Consider the following 14,591-nt stretch of genomic DNA (forward strand, 5'->3'; position numbering starts at 1 on the left):
GCCGGCGTCACTGACGGGGAACGGCCCCGCACCCGGCCGGACGCGGGTGCGCCGGGCCGGGCACGAGGCCGGGAGGGACAAGACGGAGGGAGGGGGCGGTCAGTCCTGCGCCCTGCGGTGGAACCCCTTGATGCCGATCAGTCCGAAGAGCACGATCGCCCCGCTCAGGGCGAGCAGATCGATCCACAGCGGAATCGAGCCGGGACCACCGGGCGGCAGCAGCAGGGCGCGGATCCCCTCGCTGACGTAGGTCAGCGGGTTGATGGCGCACAGCACCTGGAACCAGCGGATGTCCGCCAGGCTGTGCCAGGGGAACTGGGTGCAGCCGGTGAACATCAGCGGGGTCAGCGTCACGGCGAAGATGACACTGATGTGCCGCGGCGGGGCCAGCGTGCCGATCGTGAGCCCCACCGTGCTGCCCGCCAGCGCTCCCATCAGCAGCACGCCCAGCGTGGGCAGGAAGCTGTCCATCGGCCAGGACACGTCGTCGAGGATCAGGAAGCCGACGGGGATCATCACCAGCGAGGCGATGATCCCGCGCAGCGCGCCGAAGACCAGCTTCTCGACGGCCACCAGGCTGGTGGGGATCGGCGCGAGGAGGCGGTCCTCGATCTCCTTGGTCCAGGAGAAGTCGATGACCAGAGGCAGCGCCGTGTTCTGCAGGCTGACCAGGAAGCTGTTGAGCGCCACCACGCCCGGCAGCAGGATCTGCTGGAACCCGCCGCCGGTGTAACCGAGTTCGCCGAGGACCTTGCCGAAGACGAACAGAATGAAGAACGGCTCCACGAGCACCTGGGCGAGGAACGGGCCCAGTTCGCGGCCGGTGACGAAGATGTCCCGCCACAGGATGAAGAAGAACGTGCGGGCCGCGGTGCGTACGTCGGTGCGCGCCGGCCGCAGTTCGGCCGGGAAGTCGGCGACCGGGTCGGGTGCGGTGAGGGTGTCCGTCATCGCAGCTCCCGGCCGGTGAGCTTGATGAAGACGTCCTCGAGGGTCGCGGTTCCGACGCTCATGTCCTTGATGTGACAACTCGCTTCCGTCAGGGCCGTGATGGCGGTTGGCAGCACCGCGCCGGACGGCGCGTCGCTGTAGAGGCGAAGCCGTACCGGCGCGGGCTCGCCACCCTGCTCCGTTGCGTGCTCCTGGTGCACGAGCTCGACCCGCTCGACCGTCTCGATCTTCTCCAGCAGGCGCACGACGCTCTCGGGCCCGTGCCCCGTGGGCTGCACGGTGAAGGTGAGGGCGGTGTTGCTCAGGCTCCGTGTGAGCGCCTGCGGGGTGTCGAGGGCGAGCAGCCGGCCGTGGTCGACGATGCCGACGCGGTCGCAGAGCTTGGCGGCCTCGTCCATGTCGTGTGTGGTCAGCACGGTGGTCACACCGCGCTTGCTCAGCTCGGCCACGCGCTCGTGGATGAACAGCCGTGCCTGTGGGTCGAGTCCGGTGGCCGGCTCGTCGAGGAAGAGCACCTCGGGGCGGTGCATCAGGGCCCGGGCGATCATCACGCGCTGGGCCTGGCCGCCGGAGAGTTCGTCGCCGCGGGCCTTGCCCCGGTCGGCGAGGCCCACCCACTCCAGGCACTCGTCGGCGAGCCGCCCGCGCTCCGACCGGCTCATGCCGTGGTAGCCGGCATGGAAGGTCAGGTTCTGCCGGAGGGTCAGCGATCGGTCGAGGTTGTTGCGCTGCGGTACGACGGCAAAGGCCCGGCGCGCCTGGGCGGGGTTGGCCACGACGTCGACGCCCTGGACGAACGCTCGTCCCGCCGTGGGGGCCACGCGGGTGGTGAGGATGCCGATGGTCGTCGTCTTGCCCGCCCCGTTCGGGCCGAGGAATCCGAAGACCTCCCCCCTGCGGACCGAGAAGCTCAGGTCGTCCACCGCCGGTCGGTCGCGGCTCCGGTACTTCTTGACTAGTCCGTCGACCACGACGGCGGAATCCACGGGTCGTTCAGAGTTCATTTACGCCTGCGAATCAAGCGGGACGCGGCAACGGCAGTCCGGGGGATTCGCGCAGAAAGTCGCGTGACCGGCCGCGCGTCGAGCGCCGACTGAATAGGGCATAGGAGTGGTGCGGAATCTTTCTAACACGCATGGCGACACAATGGCCCAACTGCCCATTCAGCTAGGGGGAAGTGTGGAGCCTTAGGGGGAACTAGGGGGTGAGGCGGCGAATCGGGGAGCCGTTCGGGCAACCCCTATGGAAAGGCTCTTGGGGGCGGTGAGTGTTGCGGTTTCGTGGAATATCCTCATAGCATCGGCGGGTGATCGCGCCGAATTGTTATTCGCAAAATGAAGCATCGGCGGGTCGTGTGTCCGCGGGCTTTGGGGTGGACCCCGGATCGTTGCGGTGGATGGCGATCGGCGCGACAGGCATGCGCACCTCCTGGCCGTACGGACGTGACAGCGGCGGTTTCGTGCACACCATGGTCCGCCTCGCGCGAGAGCCGGGACGGACCGTGGACGTGGTCGACGACCGGCACGGACGGCCCCGCCGGACCCCCGACGTCCTGGCCGGTCAGCCGGAACACCTCACGGGCCCGGTCGTGCCAGGTGGTGCGGCCCGCTCGTGGGCTGCCCGCCCTCCTGAGACCGTGAACTCCCCTGACCGGAGAGGTTGTTGAAGGGTGAATCCCCTGTCGATAGAGGGCGCCTGGCTGTATGGGCCGCTGTTCGCGGTGCGCGACGCGATCGTGGACCTGCGCCCCGGCTCTCCCACCTACCGCGCCCGGGAGGCGGTCGAACCCGACGACCGCGGTCGGCGGGCAGTCTTCCTCTCCGAGGGCCTCGGCCACGCCTTCCAGGCGATCACTGACGACGCCACCGTCGCCCGTCTGACCACCTCGGGCCACCACCCGGGCCGCGAGCACGGCATTGACCCGCTCGGCCCGCAACCGGGCATCACCTGGTTTCCCGACACCGAACCGCTGCTGTCCCCGAAGGACGCAGCCGCCCCCACCGTCGCGGCGGCCGAGGCCCAGGGCCTGCTGCCCGCGTACGAGGACCGCGTACGGTACGTGTCCTCGCTCGCCACGGCACTCAGCGAGGAGACCCCGTGAAGGCACTCGTCCTGGCGGGGGGATCCGGCACTCGCCTGCGCCCCCTGACCCATACCTCGGCCAAGCAACTCGTCCCGGTGGCCAACAAGCCCATCCTCTTCTACGTCCTCGAAGGGATCGCCGACGCGGGCGTCATCGATGTCGGCATCATCGTCGGCGAGACGGCCGACGAGATCAAGGAGGCCGTCGGCGACGGCTCCCGCTTCGGCATCAGCGTCACCTACATCCCGCAGCAACGGCCGCTCGGCCTGGCCCACGCCGTGCGCATCGCACGGGACTGGCTGGGCGACGACGACTTCGTGATGTACCTGGGCGACAACTTCCTGCTCGGCGGGATCAGCGAGCAGTTGGAGGAGTTCCGCGCCCGGCGGCCCGCCGCGCAGATCATGCTCACCCAGGTCCCCGATCCTTCCGCCTTCGGTGTCGTCACCCTCGACGAGGCGGGCCGGGTCACCGGCCTCGAGGAGAAGCCGAGGTTCCCCAAGAGCGATATGGCCCTGGTCGGCGTGTACTTCTTCACCGCCGCCGTGCACGAGGCCGTGGCCGCCATCACGCCCTCCGCCCGCGGCGAGCTGGAGATCACCGACGCCCTGCAGTGGCTCCTCGACAAGGGTCTCGCCATCGCGTCCTCCACGGTCAACGGCTACTGGAAGGACACCGGCAACGCCACCGACATGCTGGAGGTCAACCGCTCGGTGCTCGACGGCCTGACCCCGTACTGCAAGGGCTCCGTCGACGACGAGAGCGAACTGGTCGGCCGGGTCGTCGTCGAGGACGGCGCGGTGATCACCCGCTCCCGGATCATGGGCCCTGCCGTCATCGGCCGCAGCACCCGCGTCCAGGACTCCTACATCGGCCCGTTCACCTCCGTCGCGGAGGACTGTGTGGTCGTCGACAGCGAGATCGAGTACTCCATCGTGCTGGCCGGCGCGGCCATCGACGGCGTCCGCCGCATCGAGGCGTCCGTGATCGGCCGTCAGGCACAGGTCACCCCCGCGCCCCGCACGCCCCAGGCCCACCGTCTGATCCTCGGCGACCACAGCAAGGTGCAGATCCGTTCATGAACATCCTGATCACGGGAGCGGCCGGCTTCATCGGCTCCCACCTCGTACGCACGGTCCTCGGCCCGGACGCGCCGCTCGGCGACGACGTCCGCGCCACCGCCCTGGACGCGCTGACCTGCGCGGGCAACCGCACCGGCCTCGCTTCCGCCGAGGACGAACCCGGCTACGCCCCCGCGCACGACTTCGCCGAGGGCCTCGCCGAGACCGTCACCTGGCACAGAAGCAACCGCCCGTTCCGGGCAGCGCCCGAGGCGGGGCTTCAGGTCGCATGACTCATGAGTGCACCCAGCACTCCACGAGGGAGACCACCCCCGACGACGTCAGCCTGATCCAGATCCGGCAGCCGGCGATCCCGAGCAGCTACCGCATGATCTGTTTCCCCAGCTCGCGGAACTCCTCGGTCTGCTACCTGGCCATGTCGGAGCTGCTGCTGCCCACCGTGGAACTGCTCATCATCCAGTACCCGGCCCTGACCTCCGAGGAGGAGCACTCGGCCGAGGAGGACGCGGCGCTCGCCGACAAGATCTTCGAGGCGGTCCGAGGCTGGGCCGACCGCCCGCTGGCCCTCTTCGGGCACCGCCTCGGCGCCGAACTCGCCTACGCGGTCGCCCAGCGGCTGGAACGGGAGACCGACGCGGCACCCCTGACCCTGTTCGTCTCCGGACGTACGGGACCGGGCCACCGCGGCATCCTCGGCCCGCCCGCGCTCAACTGCCGGGTCGTCGCCCTGGCCGGGTACCACGACCCCCGCGCGCCCCTGCCCGGGGTGCGGGCCTGGCGGCGCTGCACGACGGGACGGTTCGACCTGGAGGTCTTTCCCGGCACGCGCGGGTATCTCGACTCGCACCGCCGAGAAGTCGTCAACCTCGTGCACGACCAGCTGATTTCGTTGCGCGGACCGGAGCCCGACTGACCACGGACGGGCTCCGTCGTACCGCACCGAAAGGCAGGGGCGGTAGGGGCGGGACAGGGGTACCCGCGCCGTCCCCCGCTGCCTAGCGTGCCGTGTGGAGACCCGCGTCCACGGGCGGGACCGATCGATCTCCCCATCTCTTGTGAAGCTCGCGAATCCCGCGACCCACCCCTGAACGGGCCCGGACACGCCGTCGGCACGGCGCACCGCACGCCGGCTCCGGTCACGTTCGGCCCAGAGGAAGGACAGTGTGCGACCGATGACCGCGAAGATCTTTGCAGCCGACTCGGTACGGCCCGTCGACGAGTTCGAGCAGGACGCCCTCCGCGTCGCCGATGTGATCCGCGAACGCGGAGTCGGTCTCGGCGACCGGGTCATGCTCAAGGCCGGCAACTCGGCGAGCTACGTCTGTGTGCTGTACGCGCTGATGCACGTCGGCGCCTCGATCGTCCTCGTCGACCAGCAGGAACACATGGAGGAGACCCGCCGTATCGCGCTGCGCACCGGCGTCAAGGTCACCTTCGTCGACGACGAGACCCCGATCGACCAGGACGCCGACCCCATCCACCTGTACGAGCTCATGGTCGCCACCGCGAACCGCCCGCCCGTCGACCGCGCCCTGTCGTTCGACGCCTGGGGCGAGCTGTCCGACGGCCTCATCATGTGGACCTCGGGCTCCACCGGATCGCCCAAGGGCGTGGTGAAGTCCGGCGGAAAGTTCCTGACCAATCTGCGGCGCAACGCCCATCAGGTCGGCCACCGTCCCGACGACGTCCTGATGCCGCTGCTGCCGTTCGCCCACCAGTACGGCCTGTCGATGGTGCTCATCGCCTGGCTCACCCGCTGCTCCCTGGTGATCGCCCCCTACCGTCGTCTGGACCGCGCGCTGCGCATGGCCCGCGACTCCGGCACCACGGTCATCGACGCGACCCCCTCCAGCTACCGGAGCATCCTGGGCCTGGTGACCAGAAAGCCGGCACTGCGCGCGCACCTGGCCGGTACCCGGATGTTCTGTGTCGGCGCGGCCCCGCTCGACGCGCCGCTGGTGGAGAGCTACGTAAAGGAGTTCGGCCTGCCGCTGCTCGACAGCTACGGCTCGACGGAGCTGAACAACATCGCCTTCGCCACCCTCGACAACCCGGTCTCCTGCGGCCGTGCCATGGAGGGCATCGCGCTGCGGATCGTCGACGAGGACGGCCGGGAGCTGGCAGCCGGGCAGCCGGGCGAGATCGAGGTCGACACCCCCGACGCACTCGAAGGGCAGATAGCCGACGACGGTTCGATCGTTCCCGCGGCCACCGGCTGGCAGCGTACGGGCGACCTCGGCCACCTCGACGCGGACGGCAACCTCTACGTCCTGGGACGCAAGTTCGCCGTGCACCGCATGGGCTACACGCTCTATCCCGAGCTCATCGAGCGCAAGGTCGCCGCCGAGGGCTGCCCCACCCGGATCGTGCCCCTGCCCGACGCAGTGCGCGGCTCCCAGCTGGTCTTCTTCGTCGAGGACGACGAGCAGCGGGACGCCGGCTACTGGCGGGAGCGGCTGTGTGCGCTGCTGCCCGCCTTCGAGCAGCCCAACAAGGTCGTCGTCCTCCAGCAGTTCCCGCTGAACCGCAACGGCAAGCCGGACAAGAAGGAGCTGACCCGGATGGCCGCCGGGTAGATCCCGCCCCGGACACGCCGATGGCGCCCCCACCTGAGCGTGGGGGCGCCACCTGCGTGTCCGGGGCGCGGGGTGCGCGCCTCAGCCGTCGTAGGGAAGGTCCACGGGAGCCAGCGCGTCGAAGAGATCGCCGGGGCCCGGGTTGCCAGGAGGCGTGACCCCGCCCAGGTGGTCCAGTACGCCCCACACCGCGTTCAGGGCCGTGGTGACCGCGCCCTCCGCGAAGCCCGCCGTCCAGGACACGTCGTCGCCGCACAGGAAGAAGCCGCGCTCGGCCTCCGGCAGCCCACGCTGCATGAACTGCGTGAACAGCCTGCGCTGGTAGCGGTACTGGCCCGGCAGATTGGACTTGAACGCGCCCATGAAATGGGGCTCGCTCTCCCACGTGATGGTGATCGGGTCACCGATGACGTGGGAGCGGATGTCGACGCCGGGATAGATCACACCGAGCTTCTCCAGCAGGACGTCCAGCCGCTCGGCGGCGCTCAGCGTCGCCATCTTCAGCGAGTCGTCGTTCCACGTGTACGACAGGCACATCACGCCGGGGAGGTCCGGCCCGTCGTCGAAGAGATAGACCCCACGCGGCATCCGGTCCGTGAGCGTCATGCTCATCACCGGACGGCCCGTGCGCGGATCCGTGTCGTTCCAGAAGGGCCGGTCGGTCAGGACGAACAGTTTGGAGGCGCCCATGTAGTGGGTGCGCTCCACAGCGGTCCACAGCGGTGCCGTCAGCAGCGCCGGATCGCTCGCCACCCGGTTCAGCAGGGTCCACACATGCGGGGTGTACACCACCGCCGCGAACCGCTCCCGGTGCCCGTCGGCGTCGGTGACGAGGAAGCCGTCGCCGTCCCTGGCGACGGCCCGCACCCGTGGCCGGGCCGTGCCGCCGTGCAGGGAGGCGAGGGAGGTGCCGGCCGGCCAGTGCGCGCAGTCCTGCGGCCGGTGCTCCCACAGTCCGCGCGGCACCTGCTGGGAGCCGCCGTCGATGGCGACCTGGTTGTCGTCCGCCTCGGTGTAGACCACGCGCAGGATTTCGAGGAGCGAGTTGGGGAAGTCGGTGTCCCAGCCGCCGGTGCCGAAGCCCACCTGGCCGAAGATCTCCCGGTGGCGGAACGACTGGAAGGCCGAACTGGTCGCGAGGAACCCGTAGAAGGACTGGTCGTCGAACTCCCTGACCAGCCGGTTCCATATCTGTTTCAGCGTTTCGACGTCGCGGCGCTGGACGGCGTCCCGCATGGTGGCCAGCTCGGCTCTCTCCTGCAGGGCCTTCTCCCAGGCCGCGGCCACCTCCTGGTACACATCGGGGAGTTGCTCCACCACTTGCGCGGTGTGCTGTTCGCCGCCGAGGTCGATGAGGGTGCTCGGGGTGTTCGCCGCCAGCGGGTTGGGGAAGGGGCTGGTGCGCAGCCCGAGCAGATCGATGTAGTGGAACAGCGAGCGCGCGGAGAGCGGGAAGCGCATCGCCCCCATCTCCGCCACGCGGCCGGGCTGCCCGGGGAAGGGCACCGAGCGCATCCGGCCACCCAGCTGCTCCGCCTCGTACACGACCGGCCGCAGGCCCAGCCGCATCAGTTCGTACGCGGCGGTCATCCCCGCCATTCCCCCGCCGACCACGGCCACCGGCGTGCCGGCGCGCTCGGGCGGAAGGGAGCCGAGCCCGGCCGGATGGCGCAGCCAGCCGTCGTAGGAGAACGGGAAGTCGGGCACGAGCATGGTGGTCGCAGCCGGGCTGACTGACGTCATCTGGAAAACCTCTCGGGCCGATTCGACATCGCTTCCAGGGAAACCGGAGACATTCCGAGCTGAGCCGGAAATCGCGGCGTCGAGCCGGGCCCCGTAAGGCGGGGCATCGAAGCGGCTGTACGCACTCGTGCCGGTAATCCCACGCTATTTACCGGCAGTCGACGCGACAACCCCTATCCACCCTGGTAACGGGGCGTGCCCGGACGGCTTTACACCGTGGTCGCCACGCGATAGGCGGGCAAAGTGATGGCCGTCACGATGATGCCGCGGTCCGAGAGCCAACGGCCCGTGAATTTGTCCACCGGCCGTCCGTCGGGACCGGGCTGCGGACGCAGGATTCGGGCCGTGAACGCGCCCTGCGGCCGGCCGGCCGGGCCGTCCTCGTGGTGGAAGGAGATGTCGGCGTCGTCGAAGTCCAGTTCGGTGCCCAGCAGCGGATACCAGGTCTTGTAGACCGCTTCCTTGGCACTGAACAGCAGACGGTCCCGGCACAGGCGCGCCCCGAAGCCTCCTGAGCGCGCCCAGGCCAGCTCGCGCGGCAGCGCGATCGACTCCAGAACCCCTTCGGGCAGGGGCAGATCGGGTTCGGCGTCGATGCCGATCATCGCGAGGTCGGTGTCCCGTGCCAGGACGGCGGCCCGGTAGCCGGCGCAGTGGGTCATGCTGCCGACCACGCCGTCGGGCCACTGGGGCACATTGCGCACCCCGGGCAGCACGGGAGCCGGCGGCAGCCCCAGTGCCGCGAGGGCGCGCCGGGCACAGGCCCGTACGGTGGTGAACTCCTCGCGCCGCAGATCCGTCGTGCGGGCGACGAGCGCCGCCTCCTCCGGGTAGAGCGCCGCGGAGCCGTCCGGCCCGAAGACGTCGCTCGCGACCGCCCCTTCGGGGAGCAGTTCCTCGATCATGCCCGTGCCTCCTGCGGGTCGTTCCCCGTGCCGGTCTCGGACTGCGGGGTATACGGCAGGATCTGCCGCAGCAGGCCCTTGGGATGGCCGCGCCGGCGCCACTCGCGCGGATAGCCGATCGATACCTCTTCGAAGCGCACGCCGTCGTACCAGGTGGTTCTCGGAATGTGCAGGTGCCCGTACACCACGGCGGCCGTGGTGAACCTGCGGTGCCAGTCGGCGGTCAGCACCGTGCCGCACCACTGCGCGAACTCCGGGTGCCACAGCACGTCCGTCGGCTCCCGCACCAGCGGGAAGTGGTTGACGAGCACGAGCGGCACCGACGGATCGTGCGCCACCAGCCGCCGCCGGGTCGCGGCGACGCGGGCCCGGCACCAGTCGTCCCGGCCGGGATACGGGTCGGGGTGCAGCAGATACTCGTCCGTGCACACCACGCCCGCCTCGTGCGCCCGGGCCAGCGACTCCTCCTTCGTGGCGGTGCCCGCCACCCGGAAGGTGTAGTCGTACAGCAGGAACAGCGGAGCGACCGCGACCGGGCCCCCGGGGCCCTCCCACACCGGCCACGGATCCTCGGGTGTGACCACGCCCAGTCCCCGGCACATCTCCACGAGGTGCCGGTAGCGCTCCTCGCCGCGCAGCTGAACCTTGTCCTCGCGGGGGGTCCACAGCTCGTGGTTGCCCGGCGTCCACACGACCTTGGCGAAGCGCCCGGCCAGCAGGCGCAGCGCCCACTCGATGTCCTCGGTCATCTCGCCGACGTCCCCGGCCACGATCAGCCAGTCGTCCTGGTGGGAGGGGCGCAGCGACTCGGTGATGGGCCGGTTGTCGGCCATCCCGATGTGCAGATCGCTCACGGCGAGCAGCCGGGGTCCGGGCTCCGGGGCGGGTGCGGTCGTGGTGGCGGGGTCAGGCGGTGTGTGCGACATCGATGTCCAAACTGACCGGTAGGTCCTGACGGTGCGTTATGTTGATCTTCCGGTAGACCCGGGTCAGATGCTGCTCGACCGTGCTGACGGTGATGAAGAGCTTGGCCCCGATCTCCCGGTTGGTGTAACCGTGGGCCGCCAGCGCCGCCACCCTGCGCTCCGCGTCCGTCAGCGACGACACCGCGGCGGACTGGGGGCGCACGACATCGGCCGGAGCGGCGGGACGCGGCTGCGAAGCGGGCGGCGAGGGCTGGCTCGGCTGCAGGGAGCGGTACAGCTCCCGGGCGCCGCAGCCCTCGGCGATCCGCCACGCCCTACGGGTGTGCACCTTGCCCTGGGACGGATCGCCGAGCTGCTTGTACGCCTGCCCGAGATCGGTCAGCGCCCGCGCCAGCTCGTACCAGTCGCCGTCCTCCTGGAGCAGTGTGACCGCCTCGCCGAGCAGCGCCGGACGCTCGCGGAGCGGACGGGCCGCCGCGAGCACCCGCAGTGCGTGTCCGCGCACGCGCTGTCCGGCGTCCCCGGCGAGCTGCTCCCGGGCGAATCGTTCCGCCTGTTCGCGGCTGCCCAGTGCCACCCAGGCCTCGGCGACGCCGACCCGCCAGGGCACCAGCGCCGAACGGTCCATGTTCCAGCGCCGCATCAGCTCGCCGCAGGCCGTGAAGTCGGTCAGTGCCGCGTGATGGCGTCCTGTGGCCAGCTGGTGCCGGCCGCGCGCGTACAGATAGTGCAGCCCATAGCGCGTCATGAGCATTTCCTCGGGCACCGGGCGGTCCACCAGCTCCGCGGCCGCCTCGTGGTCGCCCATCGCCGTCCGCGCCTCGATGAGGGCCGACAGCGGCATCCCGATGCCCACGCCCCAGCCGTGCGGCGGCAGTTGCTCCAGCGCCTGCTCAGCCAGCCGCCTGGCCTCAGCCAGATGGCCCCGGCGCAAGGACATGTGTGCGCGCATCGCCCGCAGCACCGCGGTCCACCCCGGCGCCCTGCGGTCCGCTGCCTCCACCAGGAGCCGGTCGGCCCACAGCGTCGCCGTGCCCAGCCGGTCCGCGTAGAGGAGTGCCAGCAGGCACGCGCGCATCCCGAGGTGTGTCTCCTCCGTCAGCCGCGTGCTGGTCAGTGCCCGTTCGGCGCTGTCGGCGAAGTCCTCCGCGGCCGCATCCCGCACCCCCTCGCTGCCGCGCAGCACACCGTGCAACACGCTCGCCGCGGTCAGGAGGCTCTCCTCCGGCGCCGGCGGACGCTCGCCGCCGTGTGCCGGGGCCGGTCCGTCACCCATGTGTTCGAGCACCGTCGGATACGTGCTGGCCAGGGCGAGCCGCAGCGCCCTGAGCTCGGTGGCGAGCAGGGCGTCGGGGGACTGGTGCAGTACGTCGACGACCTGACGGATCGCGGTGGCCGCGTCGTCCATCCAGCCGTTCCACAGCAGATCGCAGACCAGTCGCGCCGTGTCGACGGGCGGCAGCAGGCCGTCCCGTACCGCCCCCAGCAGCGAACGCAACTGCTGCGGCCACGCGGACGGTTTGACCCGCCAGATGTACTTGGCCAGGTTCGCCCGCAGCAGCATCCGCTCCGCCTCGTCGCGGCAGCAGCTCTCCGCCATCCGCAGACAGCGCACCGCGAACCCGACCCGCTGCACGGCCAGCGCCGCACGCGCCGCCTCGGTCAGCACCCGCGGCACCCACTCCTCGTCGGGGGCGCGCATCTCATGGCTGAGCAGTTGGGCCGCTACGAACAACGGCGCCGCCCCGTCCTCGTACAGCAGCAGGGCCGCCCGCTGGCGCAGCCGCGTCGCCGCGTCATCGGTCAGACTCTCCACCACCGCGGTCTGCACGCTGCCGTGCCGGAACCTGGACTGCTCCAGGACTCCCGCCTCTTCGAGGGCGGTGACCACCTGTTCCACGGTCCGCTCCTCGACCTCCACGAGTCGGGCGAGCAGCGACACCGATCCGGCGCAGCCCAGCAGGGCGATGCCCTGGGCGACCCGCAGACCGTCGGATCCCGTGCGGTGCACACAGATCAGTGCGCTCTGCAGGAACTGCTCGCCTGCGTGGGGCGGTCCGTCGAAGGCGTCCTCGGCCTCGCCCGATGCGGGGCCCGCACCGAGCACGTGCTCCTCGCCGTCGATGTCGAGGTCCATGTCCATGGCGATGTCGATGCCGGTGCCCGCGCCGATGTCGTCCTCACCGTCCGCGGCATCCAGCGGGTCCACCGTGCCCCTCGGGGTCACGGAGTGCCGGCCGTCCACGGCGACCGGCGGGCGGGGGTGGTCCTTGGCGGCCGGTCCGGCCGCCGAAAGCCGCTGCCGGCTGAGGCGGTCCTCGATGAGCGCATGGACGAGCAGGGGGTTGCCGCCGGTCGCCGCGTGGACGGAGGCGGCCTGCGAAGCGGACCGTGAGGCATGGGCCGCGGATTTCTTCGTACCGGCGTCCGGGGCCCGGGCCGCGAGCAGCCGGCCGACGCCGCCGACGCTGAGTGGACTCAGCCGGATGTGCAACCCCCGCAGCTGGTAGAGCAGTTCCTCCAGGATGCGCGGCGGCGTGCCGCCCGCGTCCGGGCCGCGGGTCACCATCAGCGACATCATGGCGCCGGAGGAGCGCGCCCGGAGCAGCGCGTGAGCGAGGCAGTGCAGCGACTGGGGGTCGGCGTACTGCACGTCGTCGACGGCGATCAGGACCGGCCCCCGTGCGCAGACTCCGGCGAGCTGGGAGTGAAAGGCCGTGAGGATCTCGGCGGGGACCGGCTCCGACTCCGTCCGCGGCTCCGAGCCCAGCGCCGCGCCCGGGCCGGCCGGCGAGTGGAGCGGCAGCCGGTCGGCGGCGGCCTGCGCGTCGCGCAGCAGCTGCTCCACCACGCCGAACGGCATGGTCTGTTCCGCGGGTGAGGTGACCGCAGTGAGGACGTGTGGTCCCGCCTCGGCCGTCAGCTCCAGTGTGCGGTGGAGGAGCGCGGTCTTCCCCGATGCCACAGGCCCGTTGATCACGGCGATCCGGCCGGTCCCGGCGGCGGTTTCGGGCACGGTGCCGGATGCGACGCCGGATACGAAGGAGGTCAGTCTTCCGATCTGTTCATCCCGCTCCACCAACACAGTTGCAAAGCCTTCCCGATGCGATGTGAAGTGGCACACGTCGGATGGAATTTCCGCAACATGGACACTCTCCCCGTACCTGCACGTACAGGAAGAGCTGGCAACGCCTAAGGAGCGCATGCGGATTCGCTGCACTCGCTACAGGTCGGACGACACCCAGTTCTCCCCGTTCGGCGGGTCCGTTCGAACTGTACCAATGTCCCGGCCGTCGATTGTGCGCGTGCCATTGCAGGATCACGTCAACCGCTTCGCGCGTAACTCGACCGAATGAACAGCTGGTTGCCGGGTGGCGTCGATCGCGGCTGGTCATGTGCCCGGGGCGCCGGGAAGGAAAAGGAACCCTCAGGAAAACCTCAAAGAAATCCGACCGCTCCCACACCTCGTCGACGACCTTGCCGTATTGCAGCCCCGCTCGTTCTGAACGCCGTCGTCGCCGGGTTCCACGTCCTGCCCGCCATCAGGGCCGAGGATGCCCACGGCTGTTGCGGCCTGTTCGCCCAGGTCCTGCTCGGGGAGGTGGGCCGGCACCCCCACGATGGCACCGGTCAGCAGGGCGTCGACGAGCTCGGCGCGGGCCGCCCCGTCGTTTCGGGCGATCGTCGGTGTGCCCGTACCGGCAAGGCGGGCATGTCCGGTGCAGTGGGCACGGGAACGGTCTCCCGACCGCCGGGAACCTCGCGGGCGACCCGCCGGATCGCGGAGACGGGCTGGGTTTGCCCATCCGTGAACGTCCCCGTCGGGAACAACGCCTCCCGGTGCTCGGCCAGGAACGCGAAGACACCCCGCTCCGAGATCAACTCCCGGGAGACTTCCCACATATGGGCCCTGCCGACCCGCGGCCTCGTTCCCCCGCATACCTACCAGGGTGGCCCCGGGCCCTCCCGGGCAGGAGCCGGAATTCCCACATCGTCAGCAGATTCTAGGGGTGGTTTCGTGAAGACTAGGGGTGGGTGATGGTGGAGAACTCATTGCGCCGCTCGTTTGAATGGCCCGATGTGAGCCTTTGAGGCCCATGGGACCGCAGAACCGCCCGCATCGCCGGGCCAGGGTGGAGATGGCGCATGACGACGACCGTCATCGGAAAAGTGGCCGAGCTGTGCGCTGTTCGTGAGCAGGCGGTGCGCGGGCCGAGCGACCGGGCGACGGAGGCGCAGCACGCCAAGGGCAAGCTGACTGCCCGTGAGCGCATTGCGCTGTTGCTCGATGAAGGTTCCTTCAGGGAGGTCGAGCAGTTGCGCCG

The 14,591-nt window shown here is 70.3% G+C and carries 13 protein-coding genes; 7 read left to right on the forward strand and 6 right to left on the reverse strand.

The window, feature by feature from the left end:
• Positions 1 to 99: 99 nt before the first annotated feature.
• Both ACGFZK_RS36150 and ACGFZK_RS36155 read right to left on the reverse strand, forming a co-directional pair.
• Positions 100 to 951, reverse strand: coding sequence for an ABC transporter permease (locus ACGFZK_RS36150; protein ID WP_393853073.1), 852 nt, complete (start codon positions 949 to 951; stop codon positions 100 to 102).
• Positions 948 to 1,955 carry an ABC transporter ATP-binding protein gene (locus tag ACGFZK_RS36155; RefSeq protein ID WP_393853074.1) on the reverse strand — a complete coding sequence of 336 codons (1,008 nt, stop codon included), beginning with the start codon at positions 1,953 to 1,955 and terminating at the stop codon, positions 948 to 950. Before ACGFZK_RS36155 ends, ACGFZK_RS36150 begins: the two co-directional genes overlap by 4 nt.
• A gap of 413 nt (positions 1,956 to 2,368) precedes the next feature.
• Here ACGFZK_RS36155 and ACGFZK_RS36160 point away from each other — a divergent pair, with 413 nt between their 5' ends.
• The 6 genes from ACGFZK_RS36160 to ACGFZK_RS36185 all read left to right on the forward strand — a co-directional run bounded on the left by ACGFZK_RS36160 (position 2,369) and on the right by ACGFZK_RS36185 (position 6,692).
• Positions 2,369 to 2,617, forward strand: a complete 249-nt coding sequence (locus tag ACGFZK_RS36160; protein WP_393853084.1) for a sugar nucleotide-binding protein — start codon at positions 2,369 to 2,371, stop codon at positions 2,615 to 2,617.
• Between the two features lie 3 nt (positions 2,618 to 2,620).
• Positions 2,621 to 3,052 carry a dTDP-4-dehydrorhamnose 3,5-epimerase family protein gene (locus ACGFZK_RS36165; protein WP_393853075.1) on the forward strand — a complete coding sequence of 144 codons (432 nt, stop codon included), beginning with the start codon at positions 2,621 to 2,623 and terminating at the stop codon, positions 3,050 to 3,052.
• Positions 3,049 to 4,116: a glucose-1-phosphate thymidylyltransferase gene (locus ACGFZK_RS36170; protein ID WP_393853076.1), complete on the forward strand. Its 1,068-nt coding sequence runs from the start codon at positions 3,049 to 3,051 to the stop codon at positions 4,114 to 4,116. The genes ACGFZK_RS36165 and ACGFZK_RS36170 overlap by 4 nt, the downstream gene beginning before the upstream one ends.
• Positions 4,113 to 4,388: an NAD-dependent epimerase/dehydratase family protein gene (locus ACGFZK_RS36175; RefSeq protein WP_393853077.1), complete on the forward strand. Its 276-nt coding sequence runs from the start codon at positions 4,113 to 4,115 to the stop codon at positions 4,386 to 4,388. Before ACGFZK_RS36170 ends, ACGFZK_RS36175 begins: the two co-directional genes overlap by 4 nt.
• Positions 4,385 to 5,029, forward strand: coding sequence for a thioesterase II family protein (locus tag ACGFZK_RS36180; protein ID WP_393853078.1), 645 nt, complete (start codon positions 4,385 to 4,387; stop codon positions 5,027 to 5,029). Before ACGFZK_RS36175 ends, ACGFZK_RS36180 begins: the two co-directional genes overlap by 4 nt.
• Before the next feature lie 259 nt (positions 5,030 to 5,288).
• The gene (locus tag ACGFZK_RS36185) at positions 5,289 to 6,692 is read left to right on the forward strand and encodes a class I adenylate-forming enzyme family protein (protein ID WP_393853079.1); all 1,404 of its coding nucleotides are present in this window, start codon (positions 5,289 to 5,291) and stop codon (positions 6,690 to 6,692) included.
• 81 nt (positions 6,693 to 6,773) lie between these two features.
• Here ACGFZK_RS36185 and ACGFZK_RS36190 read toward each other — a convergent pair whose 3' ends face one another.
• From ACGFZK_RS36190 to ACGFZK_RS36205, 4 genes are all read right to left on the reverse strand, one after another.
• Positions 6,774 to 8,435, reverse strand: coding sequence for a flavin monoamine oxidase family protein (locus ACGFZK_RS36190; protein WP_393853080.1), 1,662 nt, complete (start codon positions 8,433 to 8,435; stop codon positions 6,774 to 6,776).
• A 209-nt stretch (positions 8,436 to 8,644) separates the two neighbouring features.
• Positions 8,645 to 9,340, reverse strand: a complete 696-nt coding sequence (locus ACGFZK_RS36195) for a 4'-phosphopantetheinyl transferase (RefSeq protein ID WP_393853081.1) — start codon at positions 9,338 to 9,340, stop codon at positions 8,645 to 8,647.
• Positions 9,337 to 10,266, reverse strand: coding sequence for a metallophosphoesterase family protein (locus ACGFZK_RS36200; protein WP_393853082.1), 930 nt, complete (start codon positions 10,264 to 10,266; stop codon positions 9,337 to 9,339). The genes ACGFZK_RS36195 and ACGFZK_RS36200 overlap by 4 nt, the downstream gene beginning before the upstream one ends.
• Positions 10,247 to 13,471, reverse strand: a complete 3,225-nt coding sequence (locus ACGFZK_RS36205) for a LuxR C-terminal-related transcriptional regulator (RefSeq protein ID WP_393853083.1) — start codon at positions 13,469 to 13,471, stop codon at positions 10,247 to 10,249. Before ACGFZK_RS36205 ends, ACGFZK_RS36200 begins: the two co-directional genes overlap by 20 nt.
• Before the next feature lie 941 nt (positions 13,472 to 14,412).
• Here ACGFZK_RS36205 and ACGFZK_RS36210 point away from each other — a divergent pair.
• Positions 14,413 to 14,591, forward strand: a 179-nt coding sequence (locus tag ACGFZK_RS36210) for a carboxyl transferase domain-containing protein (protein ID WP_393853085.1), incomplete at its 3' end; no start/stop codon positions are given.

Source organism: Streptomyces sp. NPDC048257, assembly GCF_043201855.1.
Classification (GTDB): Bacteria; Actinomycetota; Actinomycetes; order Streptomycetales; family Streptomycetaceae; genus Streptomyces.

Bases quoted from the DNA above. Each gene is read 5' to 3' on its own strand.
- ACGFZK_RS36180 (WP_393853078.1), top strand. From the start codon at position 4,385: ATGACTCATGAGTGCACCCAGCACTCCACGAGGGAGACCACCCCCGAC.
- ACGFZK_RS36200 (WP_393853082.1), bottom strand. From the start codon at position 10,266: ATGTCGCACACACCGCCTGACCCCGCCACCACGACCGCACCCGCCCCG.
- ACGFZK_RS36190 (WP_393853080.1), bottom strand. From the start codon at position 8,435: ATGACGTCAGTCAGCCCGGCTGCGACCACCATGCTCGTGCCCGACTTC.
- ACGFZK_RS36195 (WP_393853081.1), bottom strand. From the start codon at position 9,340: ATGATCGAGGAACTGCTCCCCGAAGGGGCGGTCGCGAGCGACGTCTTC.
- ACGFZK_RS36175 (WP_393853077.1), top strand. From the start codon at position 4,113: ATGAACATCCTGATCACGGGAGCGGCCGGCTTCATCGGCTCCCACCTC.
- ACGFZK_RS36150 (WP_393853073.1), bottom strand. From the start codon at position 951: ATGACGGACACCCTCACCGCACCCGACCCGGTCGCCGACTTCCCGGCC.
- ACGFZK_RS36155 (WP_393853074.1), bottom strand. From the start codon at position 1,955: ATGAACTCTGAACGACCCGTGGATTCCGCCGTCGTGGTCGACGGACTA.
- ACGFZK_RS36185 (WP_393853079.1), top strand. From the start codon at position 5,289: ATGACCGCGAAGATCTTTGCAGCCGACTCGGTACGGCCCGTCGACGAG.
- ACGFZK_RS36160 (WP_393853084.1), top strand. From the start codon at position 2,369: ATGCGCACCTCCTGGCCGTACGGACGTGACAGCGGCGGTTTCGTGCAC.
- ACGFZK_RS36205 (WP_393853083.1), bottom strand. From the start codon at position 13,471: ATGCGCTCCTTAGGCGTTGCCAGCTCTTCCTGTACGTGCAGGTACGGG.